Genomic DNA, 15,883 nt, shown 5'->3' on the forward strand with positions numbered 1-15,883 from the left:
ACACAGGTAACGGCCGATGAGGACGGGTATGTCAACCTACGAGAACTTCGACCACCATTCGCCGGAATGTCGCGACGACATCGTCGGCTATTACGAGGCGTTCCGCGACAAATGCCCGGTCGGTCGGTCTACCGCGCATGAGAACGGCTACGTCTACCTCACGCGCTACGCCGACGTATTCCATGTCGCGCGCAATGACGCGCTGTTCTCCTCGACGCGCGCCGCCGGTGACCTCGAGGGGACGGCGATCGTGATCCCGAGTGGGCCCTTCGGTGGCAACATGCAGTACCCGCTCGAGATGGACCCGCCGGACAACTTCGAGTACCGCCGACTCCTTGACCTGATCTTGTCACCGGCCGCCATCGACGATTTGCGCCCGATGATCGCGCGGCACGCCTCGCGGATCGTCGACGGGTTCATCGAGTCCGGCAGCGTGGATATGGTTACTGCGCTGACCAATCCGTTGCCCAGTGCGGTGACGTTGGATTGGCTCGGCTTCCCGGAGGAGGACTGGATTCGGATCGGTGCTCCGATCCACGACGTCTTCACCTCCGAGCCGGGCAGTGAGCGGGCGCAACGCGCGTACGAGGGCATGTCTTACATGGAGCAGCGGATTGCCGAGCTCATCACCGAGCGCCGTGCTAACCCGGGATCCGACGCGATCAGTGTGCTGGTGCAGGAGCGCAAGGCTGACGGCTCCTTGTTCGATGACGCCGAGTTGCTGTCCGTGATCGGTGTCGCCGTCACCGGCGGCGTCGACACGACGACGTCGCTGACCGGTTCGGTGCTCGTCCACCTCGACGAGCATCCCGAGATGCGTCAGCAACTCATCGATGCACCGGACATCTTGATCGACGGAACGGATGAGTTCCTGCGCCGCTACGGTTCGGTGACCGCGATGTCGAGGACGGCGACCACGGACACCGAGATCGGTGGCTGCCCAGTCAAGGCCGGTGAGCGCGTCCTGGTGCCCTGGTTCGCTGCGAATCACGACCCGGAGGTGTTCAGCGAGCCTCACGAGGTCCGTCTCGACCGCGATGCGAGCCGCCACTTGACCTTCGGCATCGGTACGCACCGCTGCCCGGGTGCACACCTGGCGCGGGCGATGTTCCAGGAAATGATTCATCAGGTCCTGACTCGGCTGCCCGACTACAAGGTCGACCACGAGGCAGTGGTGGGGTACGCCTCGCGTGGCAACCACATGGGCTGGGACGTCATCCCGGCGACCTTCACTCCCGGCGCCCGTGTCGGTGAGCAGGTCGAGCAGTTCACCGTCGCGAGCCAGGGTGGCGACACCTTCGACGTCGTGATGGACGCCGTCGACGTGATGGCTGAGGATGTCATCGCGGTGACCCTTCGTGCCGCGGATGGTTCGAAGCTTCCGTCATGGGAGCCGGGTGCTCACCTCGAGGTTCGGCTGCCGTCGGGCCGCTTACGTCAGTACTCGCTGTGCGGGCGTCTCGATGATCCGGAGACCTATCAGATCGGTGTGCTCCGAGAGCGGTCCGGTCGCGGTGGATCTGAGGAGCTTCACGAAATTGCCGTCGGCGGCCTCCAATTGACGGTCCGTGGGCCACGAAACCACTTCCCCCTGGTGGAGGCAGACGGTTACCTGTTGATCGCCGGCGGCATCGGCGTGACTCCGATCCTGGCCATGGCGCGTTCGCTGTCGGCGCGCGGCAAGTCGGCACGGGTGCTCTTCGGTGGACGTTCGCGCGGCACAATGGCATTCGTCGACGAGCTGGCAGGTCTGGAGGGGATCGACCTGGAGTTGGTTCCCCAGGACGAGCACGGATTCCCGGACTTTCGGTCGGCTGTCGGGCAGAGCGGGCCGGCGACGGCTGTGTACTGCTGCGGACCCGGCGCGATGATCGCCGAGGTGCAACGTGTGTGCGACGATCTCGGTCGAGCGGACCGGTTGTACGTCGAACGTTTCGCTGCGAGTGACGAGATGGAAGCGCGACTCACCTCGACGGAGAACAATGTTCCGTTTCAGGTCGAGCTCGCCCGATCAGGCATTGTTGTCGACGTCCCGGTGGACAAGCGCCTGATCGAGGTTGTGCGCGAAGTGGTTCCGGGCGTCGCCTATGACTGCGAGAAGGGCTTCTGTGGATCGTGCGAGACCCGCGTCATCGCGGGCGAGCCCGACCATCGAGACGAGGTGCTCAGTGAGGCCGAGCGTGAGTCGGGGCATTCCATGATCATCTGCGTGAGCCGGTCCTGCTCACCTCGCTTGGTGCTTGACCTGTAACTCCTCTCAAGCGGCGCGAATACCCGGCACCGGATCTTCGGTGCCGGGTATTCGCGCGTGTCAAATTCCCTTGCAGCGTAGGGGATTGGGCATCGGCGATGGCGCGCAGTGGCGCACACAGTACGTTCGTAACGCTGTGTAGGATGATGTCTCGGAATGTAAGATAAGGTGCATGCTTGCAGTGACCGTAGAACGCGGGATCGATGATCGTTGTGTTGGAGGTTGTCATGCATAACGTCGTTGACGATGTGGCCCTACTTGTCGACGCCGGAGCAACATTCGGACTCGCTACAGTTGTATCGACGTTCGCCTCGGCGCCGAGGTCACCCGGAAGTTCGATGATCGTCACCGGCGACGGGCGGGTCATGGGTTCGGTCTCGGGCGGGTGTGTTGACGGAGCCGTATTTACTGCATGCCAGTACGCGCAGGAAACTGGAGAATCCACTCTCGAGCACTTCGGTGTCGACGACGATACGGCCTTCTCAGTTGGTCTCTCCTGCGGCGGGACCATCGACGTATTCGTCCAACCGATCTCGGTATCGAACAGTGCGGCAATGATTTCGCTGATCACCAGTCTTCGTGTCGACGTGCCTGCGGTGATTGCCACGGTTGTCCAGCACATCGACGCGGGGATGCTCGGCAAGCACGTAGTACTGAGTGCTGAAGCCGTATTACATTGCGACTCAGCGCCGTTGGAAGAGTTAGTTGCCGTTGATGCTCGCCGTGCGCTGGCGAGCGGTCAGACGTCGGTATTCACGTACCCCGATCAGAAGGTGCTGATTGCGCCGCACACGCAGGCTCCTCGTATGTTGGTATTCGGAGCCAACGACTTTGCCGGGGCCGTAGTCAAACAAGGCAAACAACTCGGCTACCGAGTGTCCCTGATCGATGCTCGTCCAGCATTTACCACTGCATCGAGATTCCCTGCGGCGCATGATGTTGTCGTCGAATGGCCCCACCGATACCTCGAACGCGAGATATCCGCCGGACGCATTGATTCACGCACCGTGGTGTGTGTCTTCACCCATGACCTGAAGTTCGACGTTCCGTTGCTCTCGACAGCGCTTCGCTACCACTCAATTCTGTATGTGGGCGCGATGGGGAGTCGGCGGACTCACGAGGATCGAAACCGTCGGCTGCGGGAGTCAGGCGTGAACGAGTCCGATATCGCACGCCTGCACAGTCCGATCGGACTCGACCTCGGAGCTCGGACGCCCGAGGAAGTAGCGGTGTCGATCGCCGCCGAGATCATCGCGACTCGCTACAAGGGCAGTGGTGCTCCCTTGAGTGCTGTCGATACGCCAATCCATCAAGACGTGAGCAGTAGCGTCGCTTCGCTGTGCGCCTTGTAATCTCGGTTGAGACGGATCGAAAATGGCAGGGCACAAATCGCTTCGGCGTTCCGGCACGCTGCGGTCGAGGGTGGGCTGGGGACGGTGCGACACCCTCCGAGGTTCGCGGAGGGTGTCGTAGACCGAGTTGCGCTCTAGATAGTTCGTTGGAAGGGTTTCGCCAACGCTCGAGGTTCGCGCTTGGAGCTCGCGAACATCAGCATCACTACGATCGCCAGCAGGTAAGGCGTCGCCATCAGCAGATGGCTGTCCAACGTTAGTCCCATCGAGGGCAGTGCCAGGCGCATCGCGTCGGCCAGGCCGAACAGGACGCAACCCAGCATCGTGCGGCCCAGGCGCCAGCCGCCGAAGATCACTGCGGCGAGCACGATGTAGCCACGGCCGTCGGTCATGTTCTGGTTGAACGAGCCGACCTCACCGACGGCCAGGTACGCACCACCGAGTCCGGCCAGCAGACCACACCACATCAGCGCCTGACGCCGACGCTTGTTGACCTCGATGCCCGTCAGGTCGGCGGCGATGGGGTCCTCGCCTACGGCCCGGAGTTCGAGACCCCACCTGCTGCGTTCGACCAGCCACCAGGTCAGCGGGATGATCAGCACCAGCAGATACATCGGCCAGCGACCCGTGAACAAGGCTTCGCCGATCAGCGGTAGGTCTGATAAGAGTGGAATTTCGATCTTGGAGACCTGGTGGCTTGTGAAGGTGCTGATCGCGATCAGGAATGTCGTGAGCCCGAGGACCAGGGCGTTGAGGACGAGACCCACCACAAATGTGTTGATGTGAGCGCGATGCACGAGGTTTCCGTGGACCATCGCGATGACGAGGCCAACCAGGGCTCCTGCCACCAAACCCGTTGTGGCGCTGCCGGTCGCGCTGGCGACGGCCACCGAGCCGAAGGCCGCGCCGAGCATCATGCCCTCGACGGAGATATTGATTGCACCGGCGCGATGAGCGAGGTACTCACCGCACGCCGCGAACGCCAGTGGTGCTGTCAGTCGCATTCCGCTGGACAGGATCGTGGTCAAATTATCTGCCGCAGTCATGCCACAGCTCCCTCGAGCGTCGGATTTTTGGTGACCGGAGTCGTGATGAAGGGCTTTTTGGCCCGCTTGCGTCGATGCTCGAGGAGTTGCATCACGGCGGGTGGCACCACGAAGGCGAGCACGAGCAACGCCTTCATGACGTCGACCAACGACGACGGCACTCCCGTCGAGGCCAGGAATCCTCCGCCGGCACGCAGCATGCCGAACAACAATGCAACGGGAATGGCGATGAGTGGATTCGAGCGAGCGACCAGGACGATCAGTAAACCGTCCCAACCGATTCCGTTCGACACTTCAGGCTGAAGGCGATTGGTGCCGACGGGGCTGGTGACCAGGATTGCGCCGGCCAAGCCGGCAGTTGCCCCTGAAATGGTCAATGCCAAGGCCGAGAGCCGGCCCGTCTTGACGCCCGCGTGTTTGGCCGCGATCGGGCTCAGGCCCATCATCTTGAGTTGAAGGCCCCACCGCGAGCGCGACACCAGCATCGCGATGGCGACCGTGAGCAGCAACGCAATGATCAGTCCGCCATTGATCTGAATATTCGGATACTCACCGAAGGATCCCATCCGGGCGTTGGCCGGTAGCTGATTGGACTGGCTCTCCACGACCGAATCGCCGATACGGGAAGCCTGCAACCACCAGTCCTTGCTCACCGCGAAGCCGACGATCTGGATCGCGACGAATGTCATCAGCAAGGTGCTGACGACGATATTGACCCCGCGCAGTCGGTACATCAGTGAGCTGAGGCCGGCCCACAGAGCGCCGGCAACGGTTGCTGCTACCAGCGTCGCGATCACGAGTGACATTCCGGGCAGTGCGAGTCGTAGTGCGACCCAGCTGCCGGCTAGCGCACCTATCAGCACCTGACCTTCCTGGCCGATGTTGAAGATGCCGCCGCGCATCGAGACGCATGATCCGATCGCGACCAGCAGGAGCGGAGCGACGTACAGCAAGGTCGTGGACCAAGCGGACGTCGAGGCCATGCTTCCGGTGTAGAGCGCGTTGACCGCGTCCCACGCGGAACCACCGGTCCAGACGATGAGCCCCAGCGACAGTGTCATCGCCAGAAGTACAGCCCCGACCGTCACCAGCGCGAGCTGAGCGGTCGACCGTGAAGGTTTGAGTCCGACCAGGCGCTCACGCCAACGGTTCGGTTCGGTCGAGTTCCACTCGGCCGGATTCTGCGATGCATCCATCAGGAAGCTCCTCCCACCATCAGCCCGAGACGCTCGGCGGTCACGTCTTCGGCGGCAAGGACACCACTGAGAATGCCCGAGGAGATGACAGCGACTCGGGATGCGAGCGTCATGACCTCTTCCAGCTCCGTCGAGATCAGCAGCACACCAATACCTTTCCAAGCCACCATACGAATGCGGCGGTACATGTCTTCGATCGCGCCGATGTCCAGTCCCTGGGTCGGCTGGGCAACCACCAAGACACGCGGCTGGTTGGAGAGCTCACGTGCCAGCACCAGTCGCTGCTGGTTACCGCCGGACAATCGGCCGACGGGAGCATCTACCGACGGGGCGGTGATGTTGTACTCAGCCATCAGTCGCTGGGCGTTCTCCCGCATTGCACGTTGGCTCAGCAGGAAGCGTCCACTGACAGCGTTCAGGGATTTCATCGCCAGGTTCTCGGCAACGCTCAGAGCGAGAATGACACCGGAGCGGTGCCGATCTTCCGGGACGATGCCGATGCCCGCGCGAGTCAGTGCGTCAGCACGCCCCAGATCGACGATCTCGCCCTGGACCGACACGGAGCCAGAGCTGGGAAGGACCAGGCCGGAAAGGACATCGCCGAGCACCGACTGACCATTGCCCTCGACGCCGTACAGGCCCACGATCTCGCCCGGAGCGACGTCGAGACTGAACTTGTCGAGCAGCACTGTGCCGTCCTGGACGACGGTCAGTTCCTGCAGGCTCAAGGCAGGCGGCTGGTTCGAGAAATCAGAAGCGGATTCACCCGTCCGGCTGTCGGCACCCTGGACGGGCAGAACACCGACCGCTGCCGCGTCGGCCAGTAGCGAGACATCGCGTCCGACCATCTGACGGGCGAGTTCCTGGTGCGTCGTCAGCGACGTTTCCTGATGGAATACGACGCGTCCCTTGCGTAGGACTGTGATCGAGTCCGTCGCAGCCGTGATTTCGGCCAGCTTGTGGCTGATCAGGATCACGGCCCGGTTTTCCGACTGAACCATGAGACGCAGGACGTCGAACAGCTCCTCGGACTCTTCGTGCGTCAGGACCGAGGTCGGTTCGTCGAGAACCAGGAACTCAGGCTCACGGCGAAGGCACTTGATCAGCTCGACCCGCTGACGTTCGCCGGCGGACAGTGCATCGACTCGCGCGAGCGGGTCGATCGGCAGTCCGTAACGGTGGGCCACGTGCTCGATCTGCTCACAGGCCGACGACCGGTTGATCGCACCGGTGTCTCCGAGGATAACGTTCTCCCACACCGCCATTGGACCGATCAGGCTGAAATGTTGGTGGACCATATCGATCCCGTGCTTGCGCGCGTCTTGCGGGTTGGCGATGCGGATCTCGTTGCCCTGCATACGGATGATGCCTGAATCCGGTTTCTCCAGGCCTAGAAGGATCTTCATGAGGGTCGACTTGCCGGCACCGTTCTCACCCAGAAGTCCATGGATCTCACCGGGTTTGATCGACAGATTGACGTCTTCGCTGGCAACGACTTTGCCATAGGCTTTGTTGATTCCGCGCAGCTCCAACGCTGGCTCCGGGACCGCCGCGGCAGTCCCGGAAACCCGCTGCGCGACCTCAGGAACCAAGGCGCTTGACTTCGTCATCGGCGTTGATCTTTCCTGAACCAATATCCTGAATGAACTGATCAAGCTTCTGGTTCTGCTCGTCGGTTCCGTTGCAGAACTTGACGGTTGGAACGGCGTCGACGCCCATCTTCCATGTCTTCTTCGTGCCGATCTCGAGCTTGCCGTCGGCGAATTGTGCGAGCGCCGCGGTCAGATAGGAACCCGGATCGAAGATGACCGAGATGTCGAACGTCGGATCGGTCGACGCGCACCGGTCGGTTCCCGGTGTCAGCGTGAGCGCGCCCGCCTGATTGGCAAGGCGGGCAGCAGCATCAGTCGATCCGCCCAGATACGGATAGATGACCTTTGCGCCCTGACGCAGCTGCGCCTGGGTGGCTTCCTTGGCCTTGGCCGAGTCGTTCTGATCGCCCGCGAACGATGTCAGCACGTTGGCATCGGGCAGAACCGAGCGAACTCCGCTCTTGAATGCCGCTGCGGCGCGTCGCTCGAACTCGACGTCGAGTCCGCCGACGAAACCGGCCTGGTTGAGTTGATTGTCCTGCATCAGCAGGCCGGCCGCATAGCCCGCGGCCAGAAGGTTCTGGTTGACGCTGTCCTCGGAGAGCAGGATGCGCGGAGTCTGCGCGATGTTGCCCTGTGCGGGGACGTACCAGACGGTGTTCTTGCATGCAGGTTCCTCAGATGCCGGGATCGCGTCGGCGAGCGAACCCGCACCAAGGGCGATCATGTCGACCTTCTGCGCGCACAAGGCACGAGCGGCGCTCAGGGCATCGGCCGTGCTGACGTTGCCACGAGCGATGACCGTCCAGCCCTTGGGCTTTGAGAACGTCTCCGCGCCATCGACGAAGCTCTGGAAGTAGCCCCCGTCGTTGATGTCGCCCGGGCTGAGAATTCCGATGACGACCTTGCCGTCTCCGTTGACATCCGGCTGCCCCGCTGGGGTCGAAGCCGTTTCCTTGCTTCCCTGCTCGCTGCCGGATGCTTCGTTGCTCGCACACGCTGCGAGCGAGAGTACGACAACAGCAGCCATTGCCACCTTTGCGGCATTACCTCGCTGGAAGGGTCTCACTGGTGTGTCCTTTCGGGCTGGTGGAGTCACGCGGGCCTTGAACTACCTGACGTGGTGACTACTGTCGGCAAGATTTCGACTGTCGCCGTGGTGTACCGGACGATTGTCATCTCGCATTGCGATTCGGTAACTCGTAGTACGAGATATGCTGTGGGCATCGGGCGAGATTGTCAAGCATTTCCCGCCGCATCGACCCCACGAGACGGTGGAAGCGCCGCCACCAGGCCGGCAGAGAGTGAAGAATCAAGGGCTGGAATGCCAGGATCGCCTAGCTCATGGCCAGGCCCGGCCCGAGTCGCATCCGACTTGGCCGGACCGGTCGTGTCGATCGCGTAGTTCAGTCGCCGCGGAGTTCGAGATTCAGTATGTGGAGCCGGACATCTGGTCGATGAGTTCTTGTGAGAGCCAGGGCATTTCGCCGCTCTCGATGTCTGTAATCAACGCGTTGATCCACTCTCGTTCGGCGACCGTGAGTGCGTAGGCGTAGTCGGCGCCCACCGTGAAGATTCGTGGCTTTTCCGCGCCATTTATCGCTTTGCAGTCGGCCTCGAATTTCGCAATTGTCTCGTCGAGATGCGTGAGGCGGATTCGAAGCATCTCACACGCGGTCGCGGCCGGGAGGTTGTGCATTTCGGCGAGTGCGAGTGGCAGTCGCGGATACTCCCGCACTGGAATTGCCAGCATCTCACGCGTTTGGTGTTCGAGGGCCATCCGGCCTCGTGCGGTGATCCCGTAGGTCGTTCGCTCAGGACGATTTCCTTCACGATCGGTACCGATCGAGGTGAGAAGTTCCCGCTTTTCCAGGATGGACACCGTGTGATAGAGCGAGCCGGGCTTGATCTTCACCAGTTGATCCCCCCGGCGAACCGAGGCAAGTCGATACATCTCGTAGGGGTGCATCGGACGCTCGGACAGTAGGCCCAGGACGGTGATTCCCAGGGGCGTCAGTGGCACGTCACCCGCGAGTTCCACTCAGACCCCTCCTGACAATCCGTCGACGGAAAGCCGACTGTGACTATTTCTTGACCATTCGCGTAAATGGTCCGCACGGAATATATCAACAATTCCACGTTGGAACCCCGGGTCGACTGAAATTCATTGTCTTGCTTGATATTAACAGCGGTGGGCTGTGATCGACCGGCAGTGTCAGTCCGGCGCTCTGGCTTCGTGCATCGATCCCAGCTGTGCTGGTGGAGGCGCTGTAGCCGGGCCGTTCCGGCGCAGTGGCCGCAGAGTGTGTGCACGCCACTGCGTATTGCTTGACATCATGTCGTCTCACAATGCAATATACGAGACATGGAGCTACTTCTTACCGATGACGGAATCGGGGTGTTAGAGGGCGAATCAATTACATTGCTGGCCACAGAGTTTGCGGATCTTTCGGAAGTTCTTGCGGCTGGATCCACATTGGAGGAGCTTCGCAAGGCGCCGGTTCGGAACGAGATCGCATTCTCTGATGCCCGGGTATTGACCCCGCTTGGACGTCGGATTTCGATATGGGGTGTCGGATCGAATTATCGACCGCAGACGTGGACGCAGTTTGTTCGCTCGGGCAATCCGACCATCTTCATGAAAGCTCCGAGCAGCCTGGCGAATCCGGGTGCGGAGATCGGGGCTCCGGCCACAATCGCAGACCAGCTTGACTATGAGGGCGAGCTGGCCGTCGTGATTGGTCGGCACATGTGTGACGTGTCCGAGGAACATGCGTGGGACTACGTAGCCGCGATCACTGCCGCAAACGACTCCACTGCCCGAGACGTGATGAAGGCAACGGATAATCCCACGCTCGGGAAGTCCTTCCCACAGTTCTCGGCGATCGGTCCGACACTGTTGCCGCTGTCTTGTGTCGAGAATCGCGACGATATTGCGGTCCGGAGTTGGGTGAACTCAGAACCTCGGCAGGATTCTTCCACTCGCGAGCTGGTCTATTCCGTACCGGAATTGCTCGCCCGTATTTCACGGTTCGCGCTTCTCTTACCCGGAGATGTCGTGCTCACAGGTGGACCGAAAGGACGGGGGATTGATTCCGGGCAATATTTGAATGTTGGTGATGTTGTGACGATTTCGGTGGGAACCTGCGCGCCGTTGGTCAATACCGTCGGTGCTCGTTCGGGCTCGGTCTCGCTTCGCGAGCTTATGAAGGAAGGGTGACATGGCTTACGTGGTGACAGAGTCGTGCGTCGATATCCAGGACAAATCTTGTATGGAAGAGTGTCCCGTGGATTGCATCTACGAAGGCCCGCGAATGATGTACATCAATCCTGACGAATGCGTCGAATGTGGCCGATGCGAACCGGTTTGTCCGACAATCTCAATTTTCCATGAAGAAGATTTGCCTGAAGACCGCTTGCCGTACCGCGAGATCAACGAGACCGTATTCGTGAACCTCGGAATGCCTTCACCCGGAGGTGCCCGCAAGATTGGTCCCCTCGCCGTCGATCACCCGCACGTCGCGGCGTTGCCGCTCACGGCGCCCGCCGTGAAAACCGCTGAGCCGGAGTACATAACCCACACCACACCGCTCGCCAGTGCGGCATCGATGCCGGAGACCGCCGCTGAGCGGATTCCGGTGCGAGATCCGCTGGTTCCGACGGGTATGAACGGCGTCGGCCCGTCCGGAAACCATGAGGTCGATGTAGTGATTGTCGGGGCGGGTCCGGTCGGGCTCTATGCCGGCTATTACGCGGGATTTCGAGGTATGTCCGTCGCGATCGTGGATTCGCTACCGGAGCCCGGTGGCCAATGTTCTGCCCTGTACCCGGAGAAGGAAATCTTCGATATTGCGGGTTTCCCAGAGGTCAAGGGGCAGGTACTCATCGATGGTCTTGTTGCTCAGGCGCAAAAAGCGAAGCCGCTCTGGGTTCTCGGTGAGCGCGCAGAAAAGTTGAGTTGCTCTGCCGACGGCGTGGAACTGACTACCGCGCAGGGGACTACCCTCACTGCCAAGGGCATTGTCATAGCCGGCGGAATAGGTAACTTCGAACCGCGCGTGCTCGAACCGGCAGCTGATTACCTCGGCCGCGGTCTCCAGTATTTTGTTCCGCGCCTGGCTGACTTAGCCGGGCACGAGGTTGTGGTCGTCGGCGGCGGTGACTCTGCGGTGGACTGGGCGCTCGCCCTGGAAGGCGTCGCATCGTCGGTAACCCTCGTGCATCGGCGCGAGAGCTTTCGTGCGCACGAACACAGCGTCGCTCAGCTTCGCAGTTCGTCGGTGAACGTACTTACCTCATGCGAAATCGAATCTGTCAGTGGCACCGAGCGCATCGAATCAGTGGTCGCGCGCGGTGTACACGGCGACCGTACGACGCTCCCCGCGACTACGGTGGTGGCTGCGCTCGGCTTCTTGGCGGAACTGGGGCCGTTGCAGGAGTGGGGACTCGAGCTCCACCAGCGTCGTATCCTCGTCGACCGTACGATGCAGACGAACATACCCAGGATTTACGCGGTCGGTGACATCGCAGACTTCGACGGCAAGATCAGGATCATCGCCGTTGGATTCGCTGAGGCTGCCACCGCTGTCAACAACTTGGCGCCGCTGGTCAATTCATCGTGGTCGGCCTCGCCGGGGCATTCCTCAGAGATGGCGGTGTGAGATGTCGATGCGAATGCTGGATATGCGTGCTGGTCTTCGCCGAAGGTTGGCCGAGACTGGAAGTGTCATAGGGACATTCGTCAAGCTCAATGATCGCAGCGTCGTCGATATCGCGCACACCGCCGGGCTTGATTTTGTTGTCATCGATGCCGAGCATTCTCAACTCGGTGACGACAGTGTTCGTCAACTTCTCGGATATGCATGTGCACTTGGCTTTCCGGCATTGGTCCGTATACCTACGCTGGATATCGGGTACGTGAATCGTGCGTTGGAAGCCGGGGCAGTGGGCATTCAACTCTCGAATGTTCTCTCGCGTAAGCAAGTTGACGATTTGAAAATGGCGACACGATACGCCCGTTCGGGGAAACGGAGTATCAGTCTTGCTCACAGCCAGGCCGATTTCGGCCGCTCAGGGATTCCGAAATACCTGGCAGGAGAGGTCGCGCAGCCGCCCGTGCTCGTTGTCCAGATCGAGTCTCCGAATTTGTCTGACCCACTTAACCAGATAGTGCGCGGAGTCGATGTGGCGTTCCACGGCCCTACGGATATGTCCGTCGCTCTGGGAGCTGCGGGTGCCACAGACGGTGAGGCGTATCGATCAGAGCGCGTTCGGTTGAGGGATGCTGCCCGCGATGCAGGAGTTCCGACCGGATCGTGGGTTGCAGATCGGTCGTCACTCGATACATCAACAAGATGGGGCGACCGCTACACCGTGATCGGATCAGACCTTCAGATTCTTGCAAGTGGACTCCGCACATTGATTCCGGCACCCGAATCTGAACCTACGTACGACCCGATCGGGACCATCCAGGAGCAATCGTGAACGACATGCAGCACCTTCCCGTAGCCGTGAATTGGGACGAGATTGACGAAGAAACAATTCGCCCCGGAGTGCGCCGGAAGATCTACTCGACACCTGACGTGATGCTGTGTTGGCATCATTTGTCCCGCGGCATGGTGCTTCGTCCTCATTCGCATGACGACTTCGACCAACTTGCGTTGATTCTCGAGGGCGAAGCGGACTACTACGTCGACGAAATACCGCACCGGATGCGAGCGGGATCAATGCTCTTCGTGCCCGCGAAGCGGCCGCATTACATCGAACCGGTCACCGAATTTTGCATCAACATCGATGTTTTCGCGCCACCTCGAAAAGATTACGAGGGCAGTGGATTTCGTGCATATCGGTAACTCACAACTGTCATCTCGTACGCAGGGTGCTGCGTACTACTACTAGTACTTGGAGAATCGAATGCCGGAAGATACCTCTGTCAGGCAGTACGACATAATTTTGAGGGGAGGTAACGTCTTCGAATCCACGACGGGGACCTTCCGCACCTCAGATATTGCCATCAAAGGTTGTCATATCGCACGAATTGCCCAAGACATCGCCGGCACCGCTACACATGTCGTTGATTGTCGTGACAAGATCGTTTCTCCGGGCCTGGTCGACATGCACACTCATGTCTACGACGGCGTTTTCGAGAAGTCGGTTCCAGTGGTGGAAGCGCACCTTCGACGCGGTGTTGTGGCAGTGGCCGATGCAGGTAGCTTCGGTTGCAGCAATTTTGAAGGCTTTCGTCGATACATTGTCGAGGATTCACCGTGCCGAGTGGTGGGGTTCGTCAATATTTCCTCGGTGGGTCTGTCGAACATGGAGGTGAGCGAGTTCGCGTCGCCCGCAGCAGTCATGCAGGACAAGACAATTGCAGTCGGCAAGGATTACCCCGACATTGTCAAGGGCGTCAAGGTTCGGCTCTCCCGAAGTCAGGCAGCTGAAACTCCACTCGAATATTTGCGCGCAGCAATCGAAGTAGGCGAGAGCATCGGCAAGCCCGTCATGGTGCACTTCGGGGAGACAGCATGTTCGATTGAGGAAGTTCTTGACGAGCTTCGTCCAGGAGACATCCTCACACATTCATTCCACGGTAAGTCCGCTGGGCTTCTCGATGGAGGCCGGCTGAATGAGGCCGCCCTCGCAGCGCGGGAACGCGGTGTGTTGTTCGATGTCGGCCACGGTACGACGCAACTGGCCTATCGAGTTGCGCGAATCGCACTCGAACAAGGATTTTATCCAGATACGATCGGATCCGATCTCAGCCTGCGCAATTGGCGTGAACCTGCATACGACCTACTGACGGTCATGTCGAAAATGATTGCACTGGGAATGCCGTTGTCCGATGTGCTTGTTGCGTCGACACTACGTCCCGCTGAGCTTCTGGGTATCAGCGTGGACGGATACGGAGTCTTGGCAGAGGGCGGGATGGCATCGATCACAGTCCTCGAGCAGTTGACGGAACCCGATATTCTGCCGGACGCAAGTGATGATCGACTGCCGGTGAAACGACTGGAACCGGTACTGGTAGTAAATCGGGGCGAACTTGTGGATCAGGTGCCGTGGCGCGGAACGAACGTGCGCCATCTGGCTCCAGTAGACGACGGAACCTGTTGTTGAACCGTGCTTGAGAGCCTTGCTGTCGAAGAAGTGCCGCCAACCGTCTGCGACGGTTGGCGGCACTTTTCCGATATCGAAGGCATTGTCAAAGGTCCGGACAACAGATGCGAATAGCTGTGCAGGGTAGGAGCCGGCAGACGAATCGTGTGAAAAGAATTGATATTGCTGGGGCACAAGTGACGAAAAACATTGTGCCCCAGTAAGAATCAGGATCCTAGTCCGGATGCAAGATCTGCGGTCGTCTGCAGCAATGCGCGGACCATGGGGGATTCGGGCGCTGCCGAGATGGATTCTGCGGTCCCGACTACTGCAATCGTTGCTACTACCTCGCCATCGGCGAATACTGGTGCGGCGATGGTCCTGGTTCCGTGGCCGTCGGGCGAATTAACTGAGAAGCCGCTCGAACGTACTCGCCGAAGCTCTTCCCGCAATCCGGGAACCCGGCCCATTCGCTTGACGAGTATCGGATTCTCGTCGTTGTCGACGTATGCGCAAAATATGCGACCCTGCGCGGATGTGAACAGCGGCAGCCGAGTGCCTGCTCGAATGCTGACTCTCGTGGTTCGGTCGGTGTTGTCTTCGGCGCGGACAACTACAACGGAATCGCTTCCGTCCCAGATGCTCAACACGACGGTTTCGTTGATCTCCCGCATGAGGCGATCCATGAAGGGGCCGGCTGCGGTGATGATGGGTAGTCCGGCACGGGCCGCTGACGACAGCGCCAAGATCTGGGGTCCCAGCGAATACAGTGCCTTGGCTTCGTCGTAACGGAGTAGGTCGACAGCACGGAGGGCTTTTGTGTAGCGGTGTGCAGTGGGTTTGCTGGTGCCGAGATGTGCGGTCAATTCGTTGAGGCTCAGCCAAGGCTTGCGAACGGTGAATGCGGACAGGATCATCGCAGCACGTTCGACGGCCTGTATCGCATTGGGGCTGGCTTCAGCAGCATTATCGGGTTGATCGGTTTTCTTTGTCATCGTGTCCCCGGGTTCGAATTGTTTCCCCAGAGCCTACGGTATGCGTGACTGGCTAATGCATCGATTCGGATCGCAGCCTGTGGGTAGGTACTGCTGGTCCTGATCGATCGTTGTGTATTGCTTTCTGGTGTTACATATTGCGATGTGGAACGGATGCCTTGTGGGGGCAAGGTTCACATCTGCGCTGCTCTTGATTCGATGTGGTCGAATCGGGCAGTGGGAAGGCCGCCCAAAATGTACTTCAACCAGGCAATATCAGTCAGAACACACTCGCGAGTGCGCCGGTTCGACTACGGTTAAATGCTGAGCATAGCTTTTGTCAGTTTGTCATGTCACTGAGTCGGACCCCCTTTTCG

The 15,883-nt window shown here is 60.1% G+C and carries 13 protein-coding genes and 1 pseudogene; 8 read left to right on the plus strand and 6 right to left on the minus strand.

The annotated features are described in order from the left end of the window. The first annotated feature begins 28 nt into the window (after window positions 1-28). Both R4P65_RS30720 and R4P65_RS30725 read left to right on the plus strand, forming a co-directional pair. The gene (locus R4P65_RS30720; RefSeq protein WP_317829324.1) at window positions 29-2,251 is read left to right on the plus strand and encodes a cytochrome P450; all 2,223 of its coding nucleotides are present in this window, start codon (window positions 29-31) and stop codon (window positions 2,249-2,251) included. A gap of 227 nt (window positions 2,252-2,478) precedes the next feature. Then, entirely contained in the window at window positions 2,479-3,603 is a 1,125-nt protein-coding gene (locus tag R4P65_RS30725) for an XdhC/CoxI family protein (protein WP_317829325.1), read from the plus strand. 134 nt (window positions 3,604-3,737) lie between these two features. Here R4P65_RS30725 and R4P65_RS30730 read toward each other — a convergent pair whose 3' ends face one another. From R4P65_RS30730 to R4P65_RS30750, 5 genes are all read right to left on the minus strand, one after another. Continuing rightward, window positions 3,738-4,649 (minus strand): ABC transporter permease, encoded by a 912-nt coding sequence (locus tag R4P65_RS30730; protein WP_317829326.1) that lies wholly within the window; start codon window positions 4,647-4,649, stop codon window positions 3,738-3,740. Further along, window positions 4,646-5,845: an ABC transporter permease gene (locus tag R4P65_RS30735; RefSeq protein ID WP_317829327.1), complete on the minus strand. Its 1,200-nt coding sequence runs from the start codon at window positions 5,843-5,845 to the stop codon at window positions 4,646-4,648. Before R4P65_RS30735 ends, R4P65_RS30730 begins: the two co-directional genes overlap by 4 nt. After that, window positions 5,845-7,455 carry an ABC transporter ATP-binding protein gene (locus R4P65_RS30740; protein WP_317829328.1) on the minus strand — a complete coding sequence of 537 codons (1,611 nt, stop codon included), beginning with the start codon at window positions 7,453-7,455 and terminating at the stop codon, window positions 5,845-5,847. The genes R4P65_RS30735 and R4P65_RS30740 overlap by 1 nt, the downstream gene beginning before the upstream one ends. Then, window positions 7,427-8,506 carry a BMP family protein gene (locus R4P65_RS30745; RefSeq protein ID WP_317829329.1) on the minus strand — a complete coding sequence of 360 codons (1,080 nt, stop codon included), beginning with the start codon at window positions 8,504-8,506 and terminating at the stop codon, window positions 7,427-7,429. Before R4P65_RS30745 ends, R4P65_RS30740 begins: the two co-directional genes overlap by 29 nt. 360 nt (window positions 8,507-8,866) lie before the next feature. Continuing rightward, the gene (locus tag R4P65_RS30750; RefSeq protein ID WP_317829330.1) at window positions 8,867-9,478 is read right to left on the minus strand and encodes a PadR family transcriptional regulator; all 612 of its coding nucleotides are present in this window, start codon (window positions 9,476-9,478) and stop codon (window positions 8,867-8,869) included. 324 nt (window positions 9,479-9,802) lie between these two features. Here R4P65_RS30750 and R4P65_RS30755 point away from each other — a divergent pair, with 324 nt between their 5' ends. The 6 genes and pseudogenes from R4P65_RS30755 to R4P65_RS30780 all read left to right on the plus strand — a co-directional run bounded on the left by R4P65_RS30755 (window position 9,803) and on the right by R4P65_RS30780 (window position 14,553). After that, window positions 9,803-10,657: a fumarylacetoacetate hydrolase family protein gene (locus R4P65_RS30755; protein ID WP_317829331.1), complete on the plus strand. Its 855-nt coding sequence runs from the start codon at window positions 9,803-9,805 to the stop codon at window positions 10,655-10,657. Window position 10,658: 1 nt separating this feature from the next. Continuing rightward, a pseudogene (gene fdxA, locus R4P65_RS30760) lies at window positions 10,659-10,970 on the plus strand (ferredoxin); the annotation flags it as partial. A gap of 132 nt (window positions 10,971-11,102) precedes the next feature. Then, on the plus strand, window positions 11,103-12,098 hold the full coding sequence (locus tag R4P65_RS30765) for an NAD(P)/FAD-dependent oxidoreductase (RefSeq protein ID WP_317829352.1): 996 nt from the start codon (window positions 11,103-11,105) through the stop codon (window positions 12,096-12,098). Window positions 12,099-12,105: 7 nt separating this feature from the next. Further along, window positions 12,106-12,921, plus strand: coding sequence for an HpcH/HpaI aldolase family protein (locus R4P65_RS30770; RefSeq protein ID WP_317829332.1), 816 nt, complete (start codon window positions 12,106-12,108; stop codon window positions 12,919-12,921). A gap of 5 nt (window positions 12,922-12,926) precedes the next feature. Next, window positions 12,927-13,289, plus strand: coding sequence for a cupin domain-containing protein (locus tag R4P65_RS30775; RefSeq protein ID WP_317829353.1), 363 nt, complete (start codon window positions 12,927-12,929; stop codon window positions 13,287-13,289). A 61-nt stretch (window positions 13,290-13,350) separates the two neighbouring features. Beyond that, a complete protein-coding gene (locus tag R4P65_RS30780) occupies window positions 13,351-14,553 on the plus strand; it encodes an amidohydrolase family protein (protein WP_317829333.1) in 1,203 nt (400 codons plus the stop codon). Between the two features lie 206 nt (window positions 14,554-14,759). On the opposite strand, the gene R4P65_RS30785 is transcribed toward R4P65_RS30780, so the two are convergent. Further along, the gene (locus R4P65_RS30785; RefSeq protein ID WP_317829334.1) at window positions 14,760-15,527 is read right to left on the minus strand and encodes an IclR family transcriptional regulator; all 768 of its coding nucleotides are present in this window, start codon (window positions 15,525-15,527) and stop codon (window positions 14,760-14,762) included. Between the last annotated feature and the right edge of the window lie 356 nt (window positions 15,528-15,883).

The organism is Rhodococcus sp. IEGM 1318, assembly GCF_033142465.1.
Classification (GTDB): domain Bacteria; phylum Actinomycetota; class Actinomycetes; order Mycobacteriales; family Mycobacteriaceae; genus Rhodococcus_F; species Rhodococcus_F qingshengii_B.

Bases quoted from the DNA above. Each gene is read 5' to 3' on its own strand.
- R4P65_RS30720 (WP_317829324.1), top strand. From the start codon at position 29: ATGTCAACCTACGAGAACTTCGACCACCATTCGCCGGAATGTCGCGAC.
- R4P65_RS30725 (WP_317829325.1), top strand. From the start codon at position 2,479: ATGCATAACGTCGTTGACGATGTGGCCCTACTTGTCGACGCCGGAGCA.
- R4P65_RS30730 (WP_317829326.1), bottom strand. From the start codon at position 4,649: ATGACTGCGGCAGATAATTTGACCACGATCCTGTCCAGCGGAATGCGA.
- R4P65_RS30735 (WP_317829327.1), bottom strand. From the start codon at position 5,845: ATGGATGCATCGCAGAATCCGGCCGAGTGGAACTCGACCGAACCGAAC.
- R4P65_RS30740 (WP_317829328.1), bottom strand. From the start codon at position 7,455: ATGACGAAGTCAAGCGCCTTGGTTCCTGAGGTCGCGCAGCGGGTTTCC.
- R4P65_RS30755 (WP_317829331.1), top strand. From the start codon at position 9,803: ATGGAGCTACTTCTTACCGATGACGGAATCGGGGTGTTAGAGGGCGAA.
- R4P65_RS30765 (WP_317829352.1), top strand. From the start codon at position 11,103: ATGAACGGCGTCGGCCCGTCCGGAAACCATGAGGTCGATGTAGTGATT.
- R4P65_RS30770 (WP_317829332.1), top strand. From the start codon at position 12,106: ATGCGAATGCTGGATATGCGTGCTGGTCTTCGCCGAAGGTTGGCCGAG.
- R4P65_RS30775 (WP_317829353.1), top strand. From the start codon at position 12,927: ATGCAGCACCTTCCCGTAGCCGTGAATTGGGACGAGATTGACGAAGAA.
- R4P65_RS30780 (WP_317829333.1), top strand. From the start codon at position 13,351: ATGCCGGAAGATACCTCTGTCAGGCAGTACGACATAATTTTGAGGGGA.
- R4P65_RS30785 (WP_317829334.1), bottom strand. From the start codon at position 15,527: ATGACAAAGAAAACCGATCAACCCGATAATGCTGCTGAAGCCAGCCCC.